Here is a 19,802-nt window from a genome sequence, read left to right on the forward strand (position 1 = left end):
CAGGGCCAGCCGGTGCAGAGCTGGTCGGCCTGGGTGGCCGATGTGGAATACGACCGCGCCTCCGGCGAACTGAGCGTGACCCGGGTCACTGCCGGCCACGACCAGCGCGCGGGGACGACAGCGGCCGCCGCCCATGCCACTGACGATCTGCTCGACCAAAAACAACGCGCCCTGCTGGGCGAACAGGCCAGACTGGCGATGGCGCAGACGCTGGCGCCAGACCAGGGCTTCGATGCCTGGTCACGCGAAGTGCGCCCCCTGCCGGGCCAGTCCAGCGCCGGCCTGCCCCAGGTCGACCTCATCGGTGGCGGCACCACGCCGGCGCTGCGCGACATCCAGCTCAAGGCGGGTGGCGCCTTCACGCTGCCGGCGGCGGCGGCGATTTCCAATGCCATCCATGCCGCCACCGGCGTACGTCTGCGCGAGGCGCCGTTCTCGGGTGAGCAGATCAGGCTGGCACTGCAACATCAGGAGGGTTCGGGCCAGCGGCCGGGCGGCTGGCGCCGCCTGCGCAAATACGGCTGGCTGGGGGGTGCTGCGGCGGCACTGGGCGCCACGCTGACCCTGGCAATGCCGTGGCGCGCCGAGATCGCACCGGTGGCGCGACCTGCGGCCGACCTGTATTCGGCCGCCACCATCGAACGCGGGCGCCGGGTGGCGCTGGCCGGCGATTGCGCGGTCTGCCACACGGCCCCGGGCGGGGTCGCCAATGCCGGCGGCCATGCCCTGCAGACGCCGTTCGGCACCGTCTACAGCACCAACATCACGCCCGATGAAAAGACCGGCATCGGCAACTGGTCCTATACCGCCTTCGAACGCGCCATGCGCGAAGGCATCCACCGCGACGGACGGCATCTCTACCCGGCCTTCCCCTACACCGCCTTTGCCAAGATCAGCGAAGCCGACATGCAATCGCTGTACGCCTACCTGATGGCCCAGCCGGCGGTTTCCAGCACGCCGCCGGAAAACGATCTGCGCTTCCCCTTCAACATGCGTCCGCTGCTGGCCGGCTGGAATCTGCTGTTCCACAAGAATGAGGTGTTCCAGCCCGACCCGGACCGCTCGGCCCTGTGGAATCGCGGAGCCTATCTGGTGGAAGGCGCCGGTCACTGCACCGCCTGCCATTCACCGCGCAATGCCCTGGGCGCGGAACAGGGCGGACGCCAGTACCTGGGCGGCGGCACGGTCGATGGCTGGGAAGCCCCGGCATTGACGGCGCTGTCGAAGTCGCCCACGCCCTGGACCGAGGATGAACTGTTCAGCTACCTGCGCAGCGGCTTCTCGGACCGCCACGGCATTGCCGCCGGACCGATGGCGCCGGTGGTGGCCGAACTGGCACAACTGCCGGCCGGCGACGTGCGCGCCATCGCGCATTATCTGGCCTCGTTCCAGGCACCGGCCACCAGCACCACGACACCGGCCCCCATCACCACGACCAGCCTGAACGAGAGCCAGAAGCTGTCGCAGGCCAATGGCAAGCGGCTGTTCCAGGGCGCCTGCGCGGCCTGTCACATCGAAGGGACGGGACCGACACTGTTCGGCGTACGACCCTCGTTGCGGGTCAACACCAACCTGCACAGCGACACACCGGACAATCTGATCCACGTCATCCTGCACGGCATCCGCGAACCGGCCAACCCGGTGCTGGGCTACATGCCGGGCTTTGCCAACAGCTTCAGCGATGCCCAGGTGGGTGATCTGCTGGCCTATCTGCGCAGCGAGTTCGCTGCCGGCAAGCCGGCCTGGGAAGGCGTACCGGAGAGCATCGCCCGCTCACGCGCACAAGCCGGACATTGAGCGTGACATTGCAGCGGCGCCCCGCGTACGGGGCGCCGCTGCCATTTCCGTCCAGCCTTCAATGGCCGACCAACACCACCGGACTGGCCAGAGCCTGCAGTTCGGCACCGACCAGCTCCAGGTGCGCAGCGCTGGCGGCATGGACCCGGAACAGCGCCTGACCAGCCTGCACCCGCTCACCCACCCGGCATAACAAGTCCAGTCCCGCCCCCGTATACCCCGGGGCGCCGGCGGTACGCGCCAGTCCCGCGATGGCCCAGCCATCGACCTGACTGATCACGCCGGACTCGTTGGCGTGCCAGGTCAAGACCTCGGCGCAGGGCGCGGCCTCCACCTGGGGTGGCCCCTGGGCGGCGATGATGCGCGCCAGCGCGGCCTGGGCGGCGCCGCTGTCCAGCAGTTCGGTGGCCTTTTGCAAGGCGACGTCGACCTCCCCCAGGCGCGGATCGAAGGACAGCAGATGCGCCGCGAACAGCAGTGCCTTGGCACGCAAATCCTGCGGCGCCTGTGGATCGCCCGCCAGGACCTGGCGGATATCGCGCACCTCCAGTGCCGGGCCGATGCCGCGCCCGATGGGCTGGCTGCCATCGGTGGCCAGCGCCCGCACTTGCATGCCCAGCCCCTGCCCCACCTGTTCGAACAATCGGCACAACTGCTGCGCCTGTTCCAGCGTCTGCTGCTTGGCATAGGGACCGTACGGCACATCCACCACCAGATGGGTGACGCCGGCGATCGCCTTCTTGGACAGGATCGAGGCCACCGACCAGTGCGCCGTCTCCAGTCCGTAGGGCCGGGTGATGCGGTTCATCACTTCATCGATGACGGAGTGGCTGATGCGGCCATTCCAGGCGATGCAGGCCCGCGCCTGGCGCACGCAGCGGCGCACGGCCTCGCCATCCAGGTCGACATTGGCCAGCAGGGCCATGGTGTCGGCTGTGCCGGCGGCCGAGGTGATGGCGCGCGAGGACGCCTTGGGCATGGCCAGCCCCCAGGCCGCCACGATCGGTACCACGATGGGCGTGATGCGGCTGCCGGGGACACCGCCCAGGGAATGCTTGTCGACCACCATGGGCTCGTCCCAGCTGATACGCCGGGCCATGCGGCTGCGCGCCTGGGCCAGCGCCAGGGTTTCTTCGGCATCCAGGCCACGGGTGATGGAGACCAGCAAGGTGGTCAGTTCGGTGGTGCTGTAGCGACCATCGACGGCATCCTGCAGGATGGCCTGGTACTGATGCGCCGGCAGGCGTTCACCGCGCAGCTTGCGGCTCCACAAGGGACGGCTGGCCGGGGCCAGCAGGCGCAAGGCCTGTACCGTCTGAGCCGATCCGAGGCGCTGACGCAAGCCGGCGGACAGCGCCAGCCAGGGGCTAGCGTCGTGGCCGCCGTCGGGCCAATGATGGATGCGCACGTCGACCATGGCACCGGCCGCAGCGCGCAGGCGCAGACGCGTGCCGGCCGCCCAGTGGCGCGGATGGGCATAGGCCACCGCCTCCTCCCCGGTTTCCACCGGCGCAGCGCGCACCACGCAATGTTGCAAGGGGGCGCGCAATACCGCCAGCAGGCGGGCAATACCGGTGGCGGTATCACTGTCGTTGGCCACTGCCTGGCGCAGGACGCCGGGCGGCGCGGGGTCGACCTGGCGCTGCAGGCGCGCCAGGATCTGCGCATGATCCTCGCGCCCGCGCCCGGCAATACGCTGCGCCAGCACCTCGGGCGGGGCCGAGATTTCCACCACCACCAGGCTGGGCAGGCGCTGCGCCAGCGCTTCCACGGTGGCACGCGAGCCATTGGCCACGACATGGCGACCCGCTGCCAGCTCGGCCAGCAACTGACCCGGTAGGCCATAGGACAGGCCGTGCGCCTGCCAGGTCAGCAGGAACTCGCCGGCCGCCGCTCGGGCGGCGAAGCCGGCTTCGGTCTCGGCGTCATGGTCTTCACCGGGGGCGCCGGCCGGCCGCGTGATCACGCGGCGGGCAAAGACATAGGGCGCATCGGCCAGCGCCTCGCGGGCGCCGCTCATCAGGGTGTCCTTGCCGGCCCCGCTGGGGCCGACCACCAGGAAGAAGGTGCCGGGCGCCGTGCTGGCCGGGCTCATGCTTCGTCCAGGCCGATGTCCACGGCCGGCGCCGATTGCGTGATCTTGCTGGTGGAGATGTAATCCACCCCGGTCTCGGCCACCGGGCGGATGGTGGTCAGGCGGATGCCGCCGGAGGCCTCGACCTTGACGCGACCATCGACGATGCCGACCGCTTCGCGCATGTCGGGCAGGGACATGTTGTCCAGCATGATCACGTCCACCCCGGCGGCCAGCGCCTCGCGCACCTGTTCCACGCGGTCGCACTCCACTTCCAGCTTGGTCAGTACCGGCAGCTTGCGACGCACCCGGGCCACGGCTTCCTTGATGCTGCCGCAGACGGCGATGTGGTTGTCCTTGATCATGACGCCGTTGTCCAGCGCCAGACGGTGGTTCAGGCCGCCACCGCAGAGCACGGCGTGCTTTTCCAGCATGCGCAGGCCGGGGGTGGTCTTGCGGCTGTCGATGAGCTGCGCCCGGGTTCCGGCGATCTCGGCCACGTAGCGGGCGGTTTCGTTGGCGATGCCCGACAGGCGCTGCACCAGGTTCAGTGCGGTGCGCTCGGCAGTCAGGACGCTGCGCGCATTGCCCTTGACGGTCAGCAGGATGGCACCGGCCTCGACCCGGCTGCCGTCGGCGTGATGCACCTGCACCGCCAGCGTGGCGTCGTATTTGCGGAAGACCCGGGCGGCCACCTCGATGCCGGAGACGATCAGGGATTCACGGGCATTCATGACGAAATGGCCCTGCTCGTCCGGCTCGATCATGGTCTGGGCGGTCAGGTCGCAGGCGCCGATGTCTTCGGAGAGCCACAGGTCGATCAGTTTTTCGGTGGCGTAATGGTCGTACATGGTGAATCCTTTCGTTGGCGTGGTGAGGGGCTGGCTGGCCCCGAAATGAATGACAACTGGAATGGCTACTGCAATTAAGTTAGATATCGAACTATTTAAGAACGGACTTCGGTGCGGTGGATGTGATGCAGGGTGTTCAGGGCTCCTGGAAAAAGGGACGCGGTGGCGACGTGGGGTTCAGCTCTTGCCCAGTCTGGACTGGTAATCGACGATCAGTTGCTCCCACACCATCTCCAGCTCGTAGTCGATGGAGCGGGCCAGGCCATCCAGGCCGGGGAAGAGCGTGGCGGCGGTGATGTTCATCCGGTACAGCGCCCGCAGCGCCGGCTCGCGCAACGCCGCCGGCAGGATGAACTTGCGGATCAGCGGTTCGCTGGCCTCGTAGCCGGCCAGCAGGCGCTCCAGCGGCGCCTCCAGCGTACCCGGCACGACCAGGATGCCGGACTGCGCCACCAGGCGCGCATCCATCTGGTTGGGTTCACCGAACCACACCAGCGGCAAGGCGTTGCCGGCGAAATAACGCTGGTAGCTGTCGGGCTTGCGCAGGTCGATGGCTTCGCGATTGAGCGTCGGATCGAAGCGCGGCGCCGCCTTCCACAGGGCCGGGGTATTGAGGGCATAGACGGCGGCGTCGCCATGCAGTTGCTGCATGGCAAAGAAGGCCGCCACGAAGGGGGACTTGGTGAAATCGATCAGCCGCGTCGGTGCGCCATGGTGTTGCATCAGCGCCAGGCAGCGTAGGTCATCGTCCAGCACCGCCGCGTCATGCAGGAAGACATGGGCCTTGCGCCGGAACACCCGGATCGCCCGCTCCTCGCGCAGGGGCCACAGCGAGGGATCGGGGCAATAGCGTGACAGGTGCCGGGTCAGCGAACTGACCAGCGGCCAGCGATGATCGGCCTGGCCACGGAATACCCAGCCCTCCAGCTGATCGCTGGCGGCAGCGAACTCATCCCAGCTGGACAGTACGACCTGATCGATGGCAGTGGCGAGAGACATCATGACCCCGAAAATATTCTTCGATATCTACGATTATGCAAGATGCAGGCCAGCCTGTCATGGTGACTTACCCTGCCCTCCCTGAGCGGGCTGCAAATGGGTATGATTGCGTTATCTTAGATTTCTGATGAAATGATGAAAGCCACACGATCCCGGCCACTGGCCGCCGCCCCGGTCGAACAAGATGAACCGGATGAACTGGAACAGGCGCTACAGGCCCTGGCCGCCGAACGCGTCGCCCACCTGGTCAAGGATGCGGCGCGTGCCTTCATCCGCAGCCTGCAGATCCGCCTGGCGCCGCATGCGGTCAGCTACGGCCACTGGACCATCCTGCGCGTGCTGTGGGAACACGACGGCCTGTCCCAGCGCGACCTGGCCGAGCGGGCCGGCGTGAGCGAGGCCACCACCGCCACCGCCCTCAAGTCGCTGGAAGCCATCGGCTACGTGGAACGCACCCATCTCCCGGGTGACAAGAAGAAGGTCCACGTCTTCCTCAGCAAGCAGGGCCGCGCCCTGAAGAAGAAGCTGGTGCCGCTGGCCGAGGACGTCAATGACCTGAGCCTGGAGGGTATCAGCGAGGAAGAGCTGGAGACCACCCGCAAGGTGCTCATCGCCATGGCCCTGAACCTGGCGCGGGACGAGCGCCAGGCGGTGGAATCCGGCAAGCGCATGCCCTCCACCCAGGAGGTCGGACGCCTAGCTTCCGGGCTGGGCTGAACCTCCCCGGCGCTGCCCCATCCCTGTGCAGACGCACCAGCAAGTGACGGGCGGGCAGCATAATTGCACCATCGGAGAAAGCGCCGTGGCTTGTCGGCCATGCATCTCCTTCGACACATGTTCTAAGATATCTAACTATATTTTGCAGACTGCAAAAGGACTTTCAGACGATTTTTTGATCGATATCTAAGCTTGGCACGTCGTTTGCATTGACAGCATCAAGTGCTTGCAGGTACGCCCCTTGCGAGTATCCGATTGCAGTGTCCATCACGTGTCGAGGAAATCATGAAAAGCTTTTGCAAGAACCTGCAAGCTGTAGTGTCTCTCAGTGCTGCCCTGGTTGCAGTGGCTGTACCAGTCGCCCTCCCCGGTCTGGCCCGCGCCGAAGAAATCTCGGTCACGCAATGGGGCACCAGCCTCTACGGCCTGCCCTATGCGATTGCCATCGAGCAAGGCTATTTCAAGAAGGCCGGGGTGGATATCACCGGCATCCTCACCTCCGGCGGTGGCGGCACCACGGTGCGCAACATCCTGGCCAGCAAGCTACCGTATGGCGAAGTGGCGGTCTCGGCAGCGCTGGCCGCACAGCGCCAGGGGCTGGACGTGGTCATCGTCAATACCGGTACCCGCAGCGTGGCTGAAGCGTCGGCCGTGACCATGCCCAATTCCCCCGTCAAGAGCATCGCCGACCTGGCCGGCAAGAAGGTCGCCATCACCTCGCCCAAGGGCGTGTCCGAAATGCTGCTGCTGATGGCGCTCAAGGCCAAAGGCGTGGATGCGGCCCAGGTACAGCGCGTGGCCTCGGGCGGTTACATCAACGGCCTGACCATGCTGGAACAGGGTTCGGTGGCGGCAGCCGTGCTGATCGAGCCGCTGTCCATCGTGCGCAAGGATAAGTACCGCACCGTCTACAGCGCCGGCGAGGTGCTGCAACCGATGACCACCTCGGTGGGCATCACCACCCGCGCCTATGCCAAGGCCCATCCGGAGACCATCCGCGCCATCATCGAAGGTCGCCAGCAAGGCGTGCGGGCGGTGTACCGCGATCCGGCCGCCGCCGCCAAGCTGCTGGAGAGCAGCTTCAAGCTCAGCCCGGAGGTGGCGCGCGAAGCGGTGGACAACATGGTGCGCGCGCGCATGTGGAGCGAGGGCGACTTCGACCAGGCCGAACTGGACCGCATGACCGACGGCCTCAAGCTGATCGGCGAGATCAAGGACAACGTGGAATGGGACAAGCTCATCGACAGCAGCATGCTGCCGCCGTCCATCAAGATCAAGAGCAAGCTGTGAGGGAGTCCGCCATGAAGAGTGAACACACCGTCTTGGCCGCCGAGGCCCTCCTGCAGGACAGCCCGGCCACCACGCCCCGTGTGCCGCATGCCGTGCTGCAGGGTGTCACCCGCAAGTTCGGCAAGGCCGGCAGCGTCTTCCACGCGCTCGGCCCGATCGATCTGACGCTCTACCAGGGCGAATTCTTTTCGGTGGTCGGCCCTTCCGGCTGCGGCAAGTCCACCTTGCTCGATACCCTGTCGGGCCTGGCCTCACCCTCCGACGGCACGGTGCAGTTCGAGAACCGCGAGGTCAAGGGCGTGCCCGATGGCGTGGGGGTGGTGTTCCAGGAAGACGCCTCCTTCCCCTGGCTGAACGTGCGCGACAACATCTCCTTCACGCTGCGCATGCGTGGCATGGAGGGCGCCGAGATCAAGCGCCGGGTCGACTACGCGCTGGCCTTCATGGGCTTGAAGGATTTCGCCACGGCCTACCCGGCGCAACTGTCGGGCGGCATGCGCCAGCGCGTGTGCATCGCCCGCACGCTGGTGCAGCAGCCGCGCCTGATCCTGCTGGATGAGCCCTTTGGCGCGCTGGACCAGCAGACCCGCCTGCTGATGGGCGACGAACTGCTGCGCCTGTGGCGCGAGACCGGCGCCACCGTGCTGCTGATCACCCACGCGCTGGACGAGGCGGCCATGCTGTCGGACCGGGTCGGCGTGATGTCCTCGCGGCCGGGCCTGTTCATCGACATCGTCGAGACCGGCTGGCCGCGTGACCGCGATAGCCGGGTGGTCTCCACACCACGTTTCGGCGAGGTCAATGCCCGCCTGTGGGAACGCCTGCGGGTGGAGTCGTTGAAGGTAATGGGAGCCAGCCATGGCTGAAGCAAGCTCTGCTCATAGCGCTGCCGCCAGCCCGGCGCGCAGGTCGGCACACCAGCTCGATGGCCTGGTCCGCATTGCAGTGGTGATCGTACTGATCGGGCTGGTGGAACTGCTGTGCCGCAGCGGCCTCATCCAGCCCACCACCATGATCGCGCCCTCGGCCATGGCCCGCCACGCCTGGGAAATCCTGCGCGAGGGCAAGTTCGACAAGGACATCGCCATCAGCCTGGCCAACATCGGCGCAGCCACGGTACTGGCGGTGATCCTCGGCTTCATCTGCGGCCTGCTGCTGCATGCGCTGCCGGGCCTGCGCAGCGCCATCGAACCCTTGCTGGCCAGCTATTACGCGGTGCCGACCTTCATCTTCTATCCGGTCTTCATCGTGCTCTTCGGCGTGGGCTCGGCACCCATCATCGCCATCGCCGTGCTGCTGGCCATCGTCACCATGATCACCGCCACCCTCAACGGGCTGGACCGCATCCCGCGCGCCCTGCACAAGACCGCCCGGGTACTGCGGCTCACACCCTGGCAGTCGGCGGTGCGCGTGAAGCTGCCGGCGGCACTGCCCTACCTCTTTACCGGGGTGAAGCTGGTGGTGGCCTATGCCTTCATCGGCGTGATCGCCTCCGAGTTCATCCTCTCGGGCTCGGGAATAGGCTATGCGATCGGCTATGCCTACAACAACTTCGAGAACAACGACATGTATGCGCTGATGTTCCTGGTGCTGGCCAGCGTAACCCTCGTCAACCTCCTGCTGAACGCGCTGGACCGTCGCCTGCAGGCGCGCCTGCGTCGCTGAAAGGACATGCCATGAAACCGATGCGCGAGATGCAAACCCCGCTGCTCTACGCCCTGCTGGCGGCCGGCCTGGCCGTATCCTGGCAGGGCCTGTACTGGATCAATGGCGGCAGTGCGCTGGCTTCGCCGGGGCAGGCCGTGCTGACCCTGGGCAGCATGATGCAGACCAGCGAGTTTTGGCTGCATGCGCTGGAAACCGGCAAGGCCTTGCTCTACGCCCTGCTGATCGGGCTGGTGGGTGGCCTGGCGGCAGGCCTGCTGCTGGGCGTGAACCGGATGGCGCGCGATGTCTCCGAACCCATCCTCCTGAACATGTACGCCATCCCCAAGGTCACGCTCTATCCGCTGGTGCTGCTGGTGTTCGGGCTGGGCCTGTCGGCCAAGGTGGCCTTCGGGGTGATGCACGGCATCATCCCCATCATGGTCTTCACGATGAATGCGATCCGCCAGATGCGCCCGGTGCTGTTGCGCGCCGGCCAGTCGATGCGGCTGACGCGCCGCCAGTCGCTGCTGCACATCGTGCTGCCAGCCATCCTGCCGGAAATCACGGCCGGCCTGCGCCTGGCGTTTTCGCTGACGCTGCTGGGGGTGCTGATCGGGGAGATGTTCGCCTCGCAGCGGGGACTGGGTTTCCTGCTGACCAATGCCATGAACCTGGGCGACATCCGCACCATCATGGCGGTGGCATTGCTGCTGTCAGTCTTCGCCCTGGCCTGCAACGGCGGCCTGATGTGGCTGGGACGACGCCTGTCGCCGCGCTGAAGCGCGGCCGGGTCCAGACGGTTCCCTTGTGTCTGTGTTGGACACATTGATCCTGTGTGGAAACACACAGGATCTTTTTTGCGTCAGCAAGGACCTGTTCAGTTGTCCTGATGCGCCCAGTTGAAGCTCAGCGAAGTCGGCTTCTGGCCCACCTCCACCTTGCTGGTCTTGGTGACGCCGTTGTAGTCCGCCTTCACCTCGTAGTGACCGGCCGGCAACTTGAGATTGGTCATCGGGCCGGCGCCGGGCAGGCTGAAGACGGTCTTGCCCTGGCTGTCATTGACGCTGAGCTTGACGTTGCTGACATAGGCGCCATCCTTGGCTTCGGAAAACAGCAGCCGCAGGTTGTAATCCTTGGCCGCCTCGCGCAGTTTGCTCTGTTCGCCCGCGCCGATGCCGCCGTTCATGTAGGCCACGCTACCCTGGGTATCCTGGGTCTGGGCCTGTGCGAAGGGTGCCGCCATGCCGGCCAGACCGAAGACGATGGCGCTGATGGCGGTGATCTTGTTGATATCCATGATGGCTCTCCTTGTACGTAGATGAAGACTTGAAGGATCAAGAGACGAATCACGACGCCACTGTCGAGCTGGCGCCGTCAGATTCACTCTAGTGACATAGACTTAACTGATACTTAACCCCGCAAAAGATTCCACCCGCACGCCGCTCAATCGATGCGCAACACCCGCGCCGTTCCCTGCTGCAACAGGAGCTGCACCTGCTGCGACAGACCCGCCGCCACCTGCGACTGCCGTGCCAGGGCGTCGTTGATGCCGCCGACGATGGCCACGCGCTTGCGGGCGCCATCGATGACATCGGCCATCGCCACATGGGCCTGATCGGCGCTGTTGCGACCGAGCGCCGCCTGCGAGGCCGCCGCCTCGGCCTCGCGCAGGGCACTGCCGGAAGACTGGCTCAGCGAGGTGGCGATCTTGCCGATCTCCTTGCTGGATTGCCCGACCCGGCCGGCCAGCCGCTTGACCTCGGCCGCCACCACCGCGAAGCCGCGCCCGCTCTCGCCGGCACGGGCGGCCTCGATGGCCGCGTTCAATGCCAGCAGATTGGTCTGGCTGGCGATTTCATGGATGGTCTCGACGATCTTGCCGATGGTCGCAGCCTGCTCCACCAGGGTACGGTAGGTCTGCAGCGAACCATCGATATAGCGGCTGATGGTGGCCACCGCCGTCACCGTCTGCTGCACGGCGGCCACCGCGCTGTCGACACTGCCACCGGATTGCCGCGCCACCACGCCGGCGCGTGCCATGTCGGCGATGGTCTGCTCCAGCAGGGCCACCAGATCCTGCACGCGCGCATGCAGATCCTGCATGCCGGCTTCGGCAACCATGTAGCCCTGGCTGGCCTGCTCCACCGGTAGCGGCGGCACCAGCTCGGTGGCCGGCGGCAGCATCTGCGCCACCGCCAACTCCGTTCCCCGTCGGCGCAGGCCAGTACCGCCGATCAGCAGACCAAGCGCCGCCAGCGGCGACAGCAAGGCCAGCACCTGCGCACCCACGTCATGGGCGGCATTGAACAGGCGCCAGCCGGCGCCGACGATCAAGACGATCGATATGATCGATACGGCCAGGCATAGCCGTTTGAGATTGTTCTTCCACATGCTGCTTTCCTCCCTGATGCTGCGTTTATCGTTTTTTATAGGGGTGTTGCCATGGTCCTGCCGTATATGCGCTCAAGCGTGGTCACACCTCCTGCGCCGGTTCACGCAATTGGCTCGCACCTGCGTGCAGGCCACGCAGAAGGGACGCGATCTGGCCCAGGCGGCGCTGGCCGTCCAGGATGATCTGCTGCTTGTGCTGCAGCGCCTGATCCAGCGCCTGCAAGCGGGTCGCGCAGCGCTCGGCCAGGTCACCGGCCATGCGCTGGAGGCTGTCCTGCACGGCCGCGCCCAGGGTCTCGTACAGCTTTTCATATGCGGCCGGCACGCCATCGGTCGGCGCACTGTCGTAGCCGGGATCGGCAGGCAGCTCCAGCACTGTCTCGACGGCGGGCAAGATGTGACTGTCCAGGCAGGCCTGGGCATGTTGGGTGGCCGCCTGTTGCAGGGCTGCGTTCAATGCAGCCACCACTGCCGCCACGTCGGCCACCCCGGCATGCGCTTCCAGCAGGTCGGCCAGCTGCGGCATCACCTCGCGCCAGGCCTGTTGCACCAGACGCGCCTGCCGGGCCGGCAGGCTGTCCAGTTCCTCTTGCACCTGCTGGCGCAGCACGGCCAGGGCCGGCATGGTCTGGTTCAGCAAGGGGGCTTCCACCTCCTCCTGCAAATGATGCAGCAGGACTTCGGCCGGCTTGCGGGCGCGATAGGCCAGCGCGGGGGCCAGCAGTTCCAGCAGGGCCGCATAGAGACGCTCGAAACCGGCGCCGGCCATGACCTCTGCATCGGCGCCCGTGCTGCGCGCCACGTAGGCCGAGACCGACACCGCCGGCTTCAGCTGGGCCGCCGCCACGCCCAGCGCCTGCAGCTTGTCGGCGGCGCGGTGGCCGACATCGGCTTCCTGGTCGGCGCGGTTGGCGTCGGACTTGTTGCGCAGGCACTTGACGATCTGGCCATCGACTTCGTCTTCGTCGATCACATCGCTGCGCGTCACCACCGGCAGCAGTGGCTTGCCTCGGCGCAGTTCGCGGGCCAATTCGTCGAGTTCCTGCACCTGTCCCGGCGAGGTCGAACTGGTCAGCCACAGCACCGCATCGGCACTGTCCAGGAAGCGCTGGGTCAGGGCCGCATTGTCATCGGTGGCCGAATGCAGGCCGGGGGTATCCAGCAAGACCAGTCCATCGCCCAGGCACACCCCCTGCAGGCGCGCCGTGGTCTCGGTGGCACCCTCGTGGAAGGCCTCGTCCGAGGCCAGCAGCTGGCCGCCCTGCAGATGGAAATACTGCACCGCCTGCCCATGCTGCCGGAAGCGCTCGGCCAGGAAGTTGCACAGCGAACTCTTGCCGGCATTGAACTTGCCGAACACCAGCACCATCAACTTGCCCTCGAAGTGCTGCGCCAGAGCGCGTGCCGGTGCCAGTGCCAGCCATTGGGCTTCGCGCTGCTGGTGCTGCTGTGCCAGTGCCTGATGCAGGGCAGCGATGCGCTGCGCCAGGGCGCTGCCGGGTTGCAGGCCACCGGCCTCGATCCGGCCGGCCGTGAGCGCCGCATCCAGCGAGGCCAGCCAGTCACGCAACGCGGCGAGGAGGGTTGCCACATCCGCTTCGGCCCCGCCGGAGTTGCCGGAGCTGCCGGAGCTGCCGATGATGTCGATGAAACGCTGTTCCGACGTCTTCATGCCAGCTCCACCGCGCGCAACTGCTCCAGCGCATCGGCCGCGCGGGTGATGGCATGCAGCGCGGCGTCGGCGCGCTCCACCGCCTGCACCAGGGCCTGGCGATCTTCCGACAGTTCGTAGTAGTGCAGGAAGGACTGCGTCATCTGCCCGCGTCCGGCCGGCTCGCAGAAACGGCGGCGCAGGTCGGCGCGGTATTTGATGGAAATGCCCATGACGGCCACCATCACCGTATCCAGGCTGGTGACCGAGGTCCGCTGGTCGGCCGGCAAACCCTCTACCCCGTGCTTGATGAGATGGGCGCGGATGGCGATGCAGGCCCGCGAATAGGCGACGTGGATGCGCGCCCGCTCGCGCTTGCCGGCGGTGAGCTTGAATTCGTCGGCGGCCGTGTCCGGTACCAGGGCCGGATCGTCGCCCTCCACCTCCAGCACCGGCAGCAGGTCCTGATGCACCTTGTCCAGCACCGTCTCCAGGCCTTGTTCGAAATCCTGGCGCTGCTGGTGCTGCTGTTGCCGCAGTGCCTGCAACTGTGTTTGCGCGCTGCGTTGCTGGTGCTGCAGTTGCTGGTCGATCTCGTCCAGCAGCAGCGCGCGCTCATGGCGCCGCGCCGCCGGCACCTGTGCCGTGACATCGCGCAGCCAGGCCTGCATGGCGGGAATGCCGCTCTTTTCCAGCAACAGCTTCTTGCCGCCTTCGATGCCGCTGCGGTGGCGCGTGGACGACACCGGATGGAGCGTCAAGCCCGGCGCCTGCGCGCCGATGGCGCTGCTCACCCGCTCCAGTTGCGCCTCGTCGGCCATCTGGTCGACCTGGGTCAGTACGAACAGGGTCTGGCGGCGCGTGCGCTGCTGGTCGTCGCGCAGGGCCTGCAACAGCGCGCGCTCGGCAGCATCCAGTTCGCCCTCCTTGGCGGCATGCACGAACAGGCGGATATCGGCCTGCAGCCAGGTTGCCTCCTGGGCATGGCTATCGTCCTGCTCGGCCACGTCGGCGTCCAGCCCGGGTGCATCCAGCCAGCGCACATCGGCATGCCGGTGTTCGGACAGGCGCACCGTCTCGCGGCGGTCGGCGACGGCAAAGACGTCGCTGCCCATCAGCTCGTTCAACAGGCGGCTCTTGCCGTGGTTGTACTTGCCCACCACGGTCACCGTGGCGGGCGCGGCCCGTTGCGCCAGCACCCGCAGTCGTGCCAGGTCATGCGCACGACCGGGTGCCACGGCCAGGATCTCGCTGGTCAGGGGGGCGAAGGGGTCGGTGGATCCGGTATCTTTTTGCATTGCAGTCTCCATGCAGCTCAAGCTGGTTTTCTGGGGCGTCCGATCAGCCAGTAGGCGGCCATGCCGAACACCACGCCCCAGAAGGCCGCGCCCAGTCCGAACAGGCTCATGCCCGAGGCCGTGGCCAGGAAGGTGATGACAGGGGGTTCGACATAGCCGCCCTCCTCGCTCATCAGGCGGATGTTGGAAACGATGGCGCCGATCAGGGCCAGACCGGCCAGCGCGGCGATCAATTCCTTGGGGAAGGCGGTGAACAACTTCACGATGGAAGCCGCGAAGGTCCCGCCGACGAGATAGAACACGCCATTGGCGATGCCGGCCAGGTAGCGCTTGCCGGGCTCGGGATGCGCATCCTTGCCGGTACAGAGGGCCGCCGTGATGGCCGCCAGGACGATGGTGATGCCGCCGAAGCAGGCGGTCACCAGCGAGGCCAGGCCGGTACCGGTGACCACCGCGCGGGTGGGCGGATGGTAGCCGGCCAGCTGCAGTACCGCCATGCCTGGCAGGAACTGCCCGGTCAGGCTCACCAGTACGAGCGGGATGGTAAAGCTGAAGAACACACCCAGGCTGAACTGCGGTGCGATGAAGACCGGCTGCGCCAGTTCCAGCCCCAGCTCGCCGAGATGGGTGCGACCACTGGCAAAGGCCACCGCGAAACCCACCAGCGCCACCACCACGATGCCGTAGCGCGGCCACCAGCGGCGCCCGGCCAGGTAGGCGGCCAGCATGACCAGCACCAGCAGGGGTGCCTCCGCGCTGGAGCGGAAGGCCTGCACCCCAAACTGGAACAGGATGCCGGCCATCATGCCGGCGGCGATGCCCTTGGGGATGAAGGCCAGGATCTTCTCGAAGTAACCGGTCACGCCGATGAGGATCAGCAGCAGCGCCGCCATCACATAGGCACCCACCACCTCGGGCATGCTGATGCCGGGGAACAGGCTCAGCAGCAGCGCCGTCCCGGGAGCCGACCAGGCGGTGATGATGGGCAGCCGGAACCACCAGCTCAAGAGCAGGCCGCTCACCCCCGCCCCCATGGAAATGCCCCAGACCCAGGACACCAGTTGCGAGGTCGGGACCTGACCGGCGTGTGCAGCCTGCACGAAGATCACCAGCGGCCCCGCATAGGAAATCAGTACTGCCAGGAAACCGGCCACCCACGCCGTGAGCGAGCCTTGTCGATGGACCATGAATCGTTCCTTGCTACATGCTGCCTGCCCTCAAGCTACAGGCAACGACACGGGAGGGAGCCGGCTGTGCCCTGCCCCCCCTGATGTTCAAAAGGCCAGGCGCTGCGATGGCCGAACCATCGCAGCGCCGAGCCGCCGTCCTGAAGTTGCGATCTTAAACGCTGCGCGACACCGATGCTGGCGACACGCCGCTCGCGCCGACACTGTTGGCACTGGCGCCCTGGCCGGCATGCCGGTAGCGCAGCATGAAGATGCCGATCGCCAGCGCCGCCACCAGACCAGGGATGGCGAAGACCAGGAAGTTCATCTTCAGCGGCAGGGCTGCCGCCATCAGCGCACCGCCCAGCAAGGGGCCGACGATGGCGCCCGAGCGGCCCACGCCGGAGGCCCAGCCCAGACCGGTGGAACGGATCGCCAGCGGGTAGAACTGTGCGGTGTTGGCATACAGCAGGATCTGCGTGCCGATGGTGGTGGCGCCCGCCACGATGATGAGCAGGTACAGCACCGGCGTGGGGCTGTTGAAGCCCAGCAGCGCAATGGCCACGGTCCCCACGGCGAAGAAGCTGATCACCACCTTGGGCAGGGTGAAGCGGTCGCCCAGCCAGCCGCCACCGATGGCACCGACCACGCCGCCGAAGTTCAGGGCCAGCAGGAAGGACAGCGAGGAACCCAGGCTATAACCGGCACTGGCCATCAGCTTGGGCAGCCAGGAACCGAGTGCATACACCATCAGCAGGCAGCAGAAGAAGGACACCCAGATCATCAGCGTACCGACGCTGCGGTCCTGCTTGAACAGGTCCAGCATGGGTGCACCGGCACCCTTGGCCTCGGCCTGCACCAGTTGCGTATCGGCAGCGATGCCGGCCAGCGGGGCGACTTGCGCCAGCATGGCGCGCGCCTGCTCATGCTTGCCCTGGCGCAGCAGGAAGCCCACCGATTCCGGCAGCTTCCACAGGATCAGCGGCAGCAGCACCAGCGGTACGGCGGCGGCGAAGAACATCGACTGCCAGCCGAAGTTGGGCAGCATCCAGATGCCCAGGCCGGCACACAGCACGCCACCCAGCGAATAACCACTGAACATGATGGCCACCAGGGTGCTGCGCAGGCGCTTGGGCGCGTACTCGTTCATCAGCGCCACGGCATTGGGCATCAGGCCGCCGCAGCCCAGACCGGCCAGGAAGCGATACACGCCGAACTCGGTGGGCGAGGTCGAGAAGCCGCTCAGGAAGGTGGAGACGCTAAAGAGCACGAAACTGATCGCCACGCCCTTCTTGCGACCGATGCGATCGGCCAGCGGGCCGAAGATGAAGGCGCCGAACATCATGCCGAACAGGGCATAGCTGCCCAGTGCGCCGGCCTGCACCGGCGACAGGCTCCACTCCTTCATCAGCACCGGCAGCACGGCGCCGTAGATGAACAGGTCATAGCCGTCGAACACCAGCAGCAATGCGCACAGGCACATCACCATCCAGTGGAATTTGGTAAAGCGCGCGCCGTCGATGATCTGGCTCACTTCCAGGGTCTTCATGGGGTTCTCCTCCGTTGTTTCGGTTGTAGTCCGTTGTTGTACGTTGTTGTGCGTTGTTGTTATGTCTGATGGATCGGGTGCTGCGCTTGCCTAGTGCCTGGTCTCCTCGTGTCGCAGATGCGCCACCGCCTTGATCTCGACGATGTAGCCAGGCGCGCCGCCCAGCATGTGGGCGCCGATGGCGGTCCAGGCCGGCAGCGGATAGCGCGTCAGGTAACGGTTGCGCACCTTGATGAACAGCGGCAGGTCGCGCATGTCGGTGTGGAAGCTGGTGAGGTCGACGATATCGTCCAGCGTGCCGCCGGCGGTCTCCAGCACCTGCTTGAGGTTCTCGAAGGCCTGCACGATCTGGGCTTCGCGTGGCTCGACCAGTTGCATGGCGTGGTTGCGGCCGATCTGGCCGGACACATACAGGATGCTGCCCACCAGCACGCCGGGGGCATAACCGATTTTTTCGTAGACGTCTTCCATTCCCTTGGGAATGATGGCCTGGCGCTCTGGCATGGATTGACTCCGTGATCTGTGGATGGTGTGGATGATGTGAATCAGGTGGATCAGCCGTTGTCGCCGCCGGCCACCGGCAGGACGGCACCGGTGATGTAGCTGGCGTCATCGGAGGCGAGGAAGAGGATCGGGGCGATCTGCTCTTCCAGCGTGGCGTAGCGTTTGAAGAAGGTGGAGCCGATGACCTGCTGTATCGCCTCCTGCATCCAGCTCAGCTCGCGGGCGTTGTCGCCCTCGGCATTGCGCGGCACGCGACGCGGCGGGGCCTGGGTGCCGCCAGGGGCGGTCGCCACCACACGGATGCCGCGCTCGCCGTATTCCATGGCCAGCGCGGTGGTCACGGCATTGATGCCTCCCTTGGCGGCCGAATACGGCACCCGCCGTATGCCGCGCGTGGCATTGGAGGAGACATTGACGATCGTCCCCGCGCCCCGCCGCAGCATATGCGGCAGCACCGCATGCGAGCTATACAGGGTGGGCATGAGGGAACGGCGGATTTCGTCATCGATCTGGGAGGGTTCGAATTCGGCGAAGGGTCGCATGCGGATGGCACCGCCCACGCCGTTGATCAGCACGTCGATGCGGCCGAAGCGGGTGATGGCCTCACTCACGGCGGCCTGGGCGCCTTGATAGGTTTCCAGGTCGGCGACGAAGCCGATGCCGCGCCCGTCCTGCGCCTCGGCCGCCACCTCATGGACGAACTCGGCGCGGTCCACCAGCATCACCCGCCCGCCCTCGGCGGCGATGGCCAGCGCCACCCCGCGCAGGATGCCCTGGGCGGCGCCGGTGACGACCACCACCTTGCCCTGGAAGCGGGCCTTCACGGCGGCCCCGCTCATGCTGCCACCGCCACCGGGGCCGGCTGGCTGGTGACGAACTTCTCGTAGTAGAAGCTGGCCGGGCTGATGCCCTGGGCCTGGAAGTGCTTCTGCACCGCCTCCACCATCGGTGGCGGACCGCACAGGTAGACATCCACCGCGCCATCGTGCAGCACCTCGGCCGGCATGTGCTGGGTCACGTAACCCTGGCGCGGATGGGCGGTGGCGGCATCGGCCACGCAGGTGGTGAAGCTGAAGCCGGGCAGGCGGCGGGCATAGTCTTCCAGGCGCTCCACCAGCACCAGGTCCTGGTCGCGGGTGACGCCGTAGATCATGTGCACCGGCTGGTCGATGCCCTGGCGCTGCATCTCTTCCAGCATCGACAGGAAAGGCGCCAGCCCGGTACCGCCGGCCAGCATCAGCACCGGCCGGGTCACCGGTCGCAGGTAGAAGCTGCCCAGCGGCCCGGTCAGGTCGAGTGCATCACCCGGCCGGGCGGTGGCCAGCCAGCTGCTCATCAGGCCGCCCGGCACGTTCTTGATCAGGAAGCTCATGCGCGCAGCGCCCGAGGCCGAACTGAAGGAGTAGGCGCGATGCTGGTCGCTGCCCGGCACGCCGATGTTGACGTACTGCCCCGGCAGGAAACCGGGCGCATCGGCTGCCACCTCCAGCACCAGTTCGAAGGCGGCACCGGCAAACCCGGTCACCTCGGCCACCTTGCCGCCGAAGCGGGCGATGCCGGTCTTGCAGGCGGTGGAGGCGACCGGTACGGCCACCACGCAATTCGACTGCGGCACCATCTGACAGGTCAGCACCAGACCGGATTGCGCCTCGTCGCTGCTCAGGGCATCTTCGATGTAGTCATCGCCCAGGTCGTAACGACCGCTCTCGGCGCGGCACTTGCAGGTGCCGCATACGCCATCGGAGCAATCCATGGGCAGGTTGATGCGCTGGCGGAAGGCGGCGTCCAGGACTTTTTCCTTGGGGCCGCAATCGATGACGCGGGTGACGCCGTCTTCGAAGTTGAGGGCGATGCGGTAGCTGCTCATT

Annotated in this window: 18 protein-coding genes; 6 read left to right on the plus strand and 12 right to left on the minus strand. The window is 66.5% G+C overall.

Annotated elements, in window-relative coordinates:
- Positions 1–1,797: c-type cytochrome (locus HFRIS_RS21200; RefSeq protein ID WP_006465056.1), on the plus strand; the 1,797-nt coding region annotated here is incomplete at its 5' end.
- 58 nt (positions 1,798–1,855) lie between these two features.
- Here the strand turns inward: HFRIS_RS21200 and phnN are convergent.
- From phnN to HFRIS_RS21215, 3 genes are all read right to left on the minus strand, one after another.
- Positions 1,856–3,892 (minus strand): phosphonate metabolism protein/1,5-bisphosphokinase (PRPP-forming) PhnN, encoded by a 2,037-nt coding sequence (phnN, locus tag HFRIS_RS21205; RefSeq protein WP_006465057.1) that lies wholly within the window; start codon positions 3,890–3,892, stop codon positions 1,856–1,858.
- Positions 3,889–4,722: a carboxylating nicotinate-nucleotide diphosphorylase gene (nadC, locus tag HFRIS_RS21210; RefSeq protein WP_006465058.1), complete on the minus strand. Its 834-nt coding sequence runs from the start codon at positions 4,720–4,722 to the stop codon at positions 3,889–3,891. The genes phnN and nadC overlap by 4 nt, the downstream gene beginning before the upstream one ends.
- 177 nt (positions 4,723–4,899) lie before the next feature.
- Positions 4,900–5,721 (minus strand): FRG domain-containing protein, encoded by an 822-nt coding sequence (locus HFRIS_RS21215; RefSeq protein WP_219341880.1) that lies wholly within the window; start codon positions 5,719–5,721, stop codon positions 4,900–4,902.
- Between the two features lie 135 nt (positions 5,722–5,856).
- On the opposite strand from HFRIS_RS21215, the gene HFRIS_RS21220 reads away from it, so the two are divergent.
- From HFRIS_RS21220 to HFRIS_RS21240, 5 genes are all read left to right on the plus strand, one after another.
- On the plus strand, positions 5,857–6,438 hold the full coding sequence (locus HFRIS_RS21220; RefSeq protein WP_006465060.1) for a MarR family winged helix-turn-helix transcriptional regulator: 582 nt from the start codon (positions 5,857–5,859) through the stop codon (positions 6,436–6,438).
- Positions 6,439–6,723: 285 nt separating this feature from the next.
- A complete protein-coding gene (locus tag HFRIS_RS21225) occupies positions 6,724–7,728 on the plus strand; it encodes an ABC transporter substrate-binding protein (RefSeq protein WP_006465061.1) in 1,005 nt (334 codons plus the stop codon).
- An 11-nt stretch (positions 7,729–7,739) separates the two neighbouring features.
- A complete protein-coding gene (locus HFRIS_RS21230; protein ID WP_006465062.1) occupies positions 7,740–8,594 on the plus strand; it encodes an ABC transporter ATP-binding protein in 855 nt (284 codons plus the stop codon).
- Positions 8,587–9,393: an ABC transporter permease gene (locus HFRIS_RS21235; RefSeq protein ID WP_006465063.1), complete on the plus strand. Its 807-nt coding sequence runs from the start codon at positions 8,587–8,589 to the stop codon at positions 9,391–9,393. Before HFRIS_RS21230 ends, HFRIS_RS21235 begins: the two co-directional genes overlap by 8 nt.
- 11 nt (positions 9,394–9,404) lie before the next feature.
- Entirely contained in the window at positions 9,405–10,154 is a 750-nt protein-coding gene (locus HFRIS_RS21240) for an ABC transporter permease (protein WP_039876815.1), read from the plus strand.
- A 98-nt stretch (positions 10,155–10,252) separates the two neighbouring features.
- Here the strand turns inward: HFRIS_RS21240 and HFRIS_RS21245 are convergent, their stop codons facing one another.
- The 9 genes from HFRIS_RS21245 to benC form a co-directional block, all read right to left on the minus strand.
- A complete protein-coding gene (locus HFRIS_RS21245) occupies positions 10,253–10,672 on the minus strand; it encodes a hypothetical protein (RefSeq protein WP_006465065.1) in 420 nt (139 codons plus the stop codon).
- Positions 10,673–10,818: 146 nt separating this feature from the next.
- Positions 10,819–11,766, minus strand: coding sequence for a methyl-accepting chemotaxis protein (locus tag HFRIS_RS21250; protein WP_006465066.1), 948 nt, complete (start codon positions 11,764–11,766; stop codon positions 10,819–10,821).
- A gap of 82 nt (positions 11,767–11,848) precedes the next feature.
- A complete protein-coding gene (locus HFRIS_RS21255) occupies positions 11,849–13,438 on the minus strand; it encodes a dynamin family protein (protein WP_006465067.1) in 1,590 nt (529 codons plus the stop codon).
- Positions 13,435–14,715 (minus strand): GTPase, encoded by a 1,281-nt coding sequence (locus tag HFRIS_RS21260; protein ID WP_006465068.1) that lies wholly within the window; start codon positions 14,713–14,715, stop codon positions 13,435–13,437. The genes HFRIS_RS21255 and HFRIS_RS21260 overlap by 4 nt, the downstream gene beginning before the upstream one ends.
- A gap of 17 nt (positions 14,716–14,732) precedes the next feature.
- Entirely contained in the window at positions 14,733–15,902 is a 1,170-nt protein-coding gene (locus HFRIS_RS21265; RefSeq protein WP_006465069.1) for a benzoate/H(+) symporter BenE family transporter, read from the minus strand.
- Positions 15,903–16,056: 154 nt separating this feature from the next.
- On the minus strand, positions 16,057–17,430 hold the full coding sequence (locus HFRIS_RS21270) for an MFS transporter (protein ID WP_006465070.1): 1,374 nt from the start codon (positions 17,428–17,430) through the stop codon (positions 16,057–16,059).
- A gap of 90 nt (positions 17,431–17,520) precedes the next feature.
- Positions 17,521–17,934, minus strand: coding sequence for a RidA family protein (locus tag HFRIS_RS21275; protein WP_006465071.1), 414 nt, complete (start codon positions 17,932–17,934; stop codon positions 17,521–17,523).
- 50 nt (positions 17,935–17,984) lie between these two features.
- Positions 17,985–18,773 carry a benzoate diol dehydrogenase BenD gene (benD, locus tag HFRIS_RS21280; RefSeq protein ID WP_006465072.1) on the minus strand — a complete coding sequence of 263 codons (789 nt, stop codon included), beginning with the start codon at positions 18,771–18,773 and terminating at the stop codon, positions 17,985–17,987.
- Entirely contained in the window at positions 18,770–19,801 is a 1,032-nt protein-coding gene (gene benC, locus HFRIS_RS21285; protein WP_006465073.1) for a benzoate 1,2-dioxygenase electron transfer component BenC, read from the minus strand. The genes benD and benC overlap by 4 nt, the downstream gene beginning before the upstream one ends.
- Position 19,802: the final 1 nt, after the last annotated feature.

Source organism: Herbaspirillum frisingense GSF30, from assembly GCF_000300975.2.
GTDB classification, from domain to species: Bacteria; Pseudomonadota; Gammaproteobacteria; order Burkholderiales; family Burkholderiaceae_D; genus Herbaspirillum; species Herbaspirillum frisingense.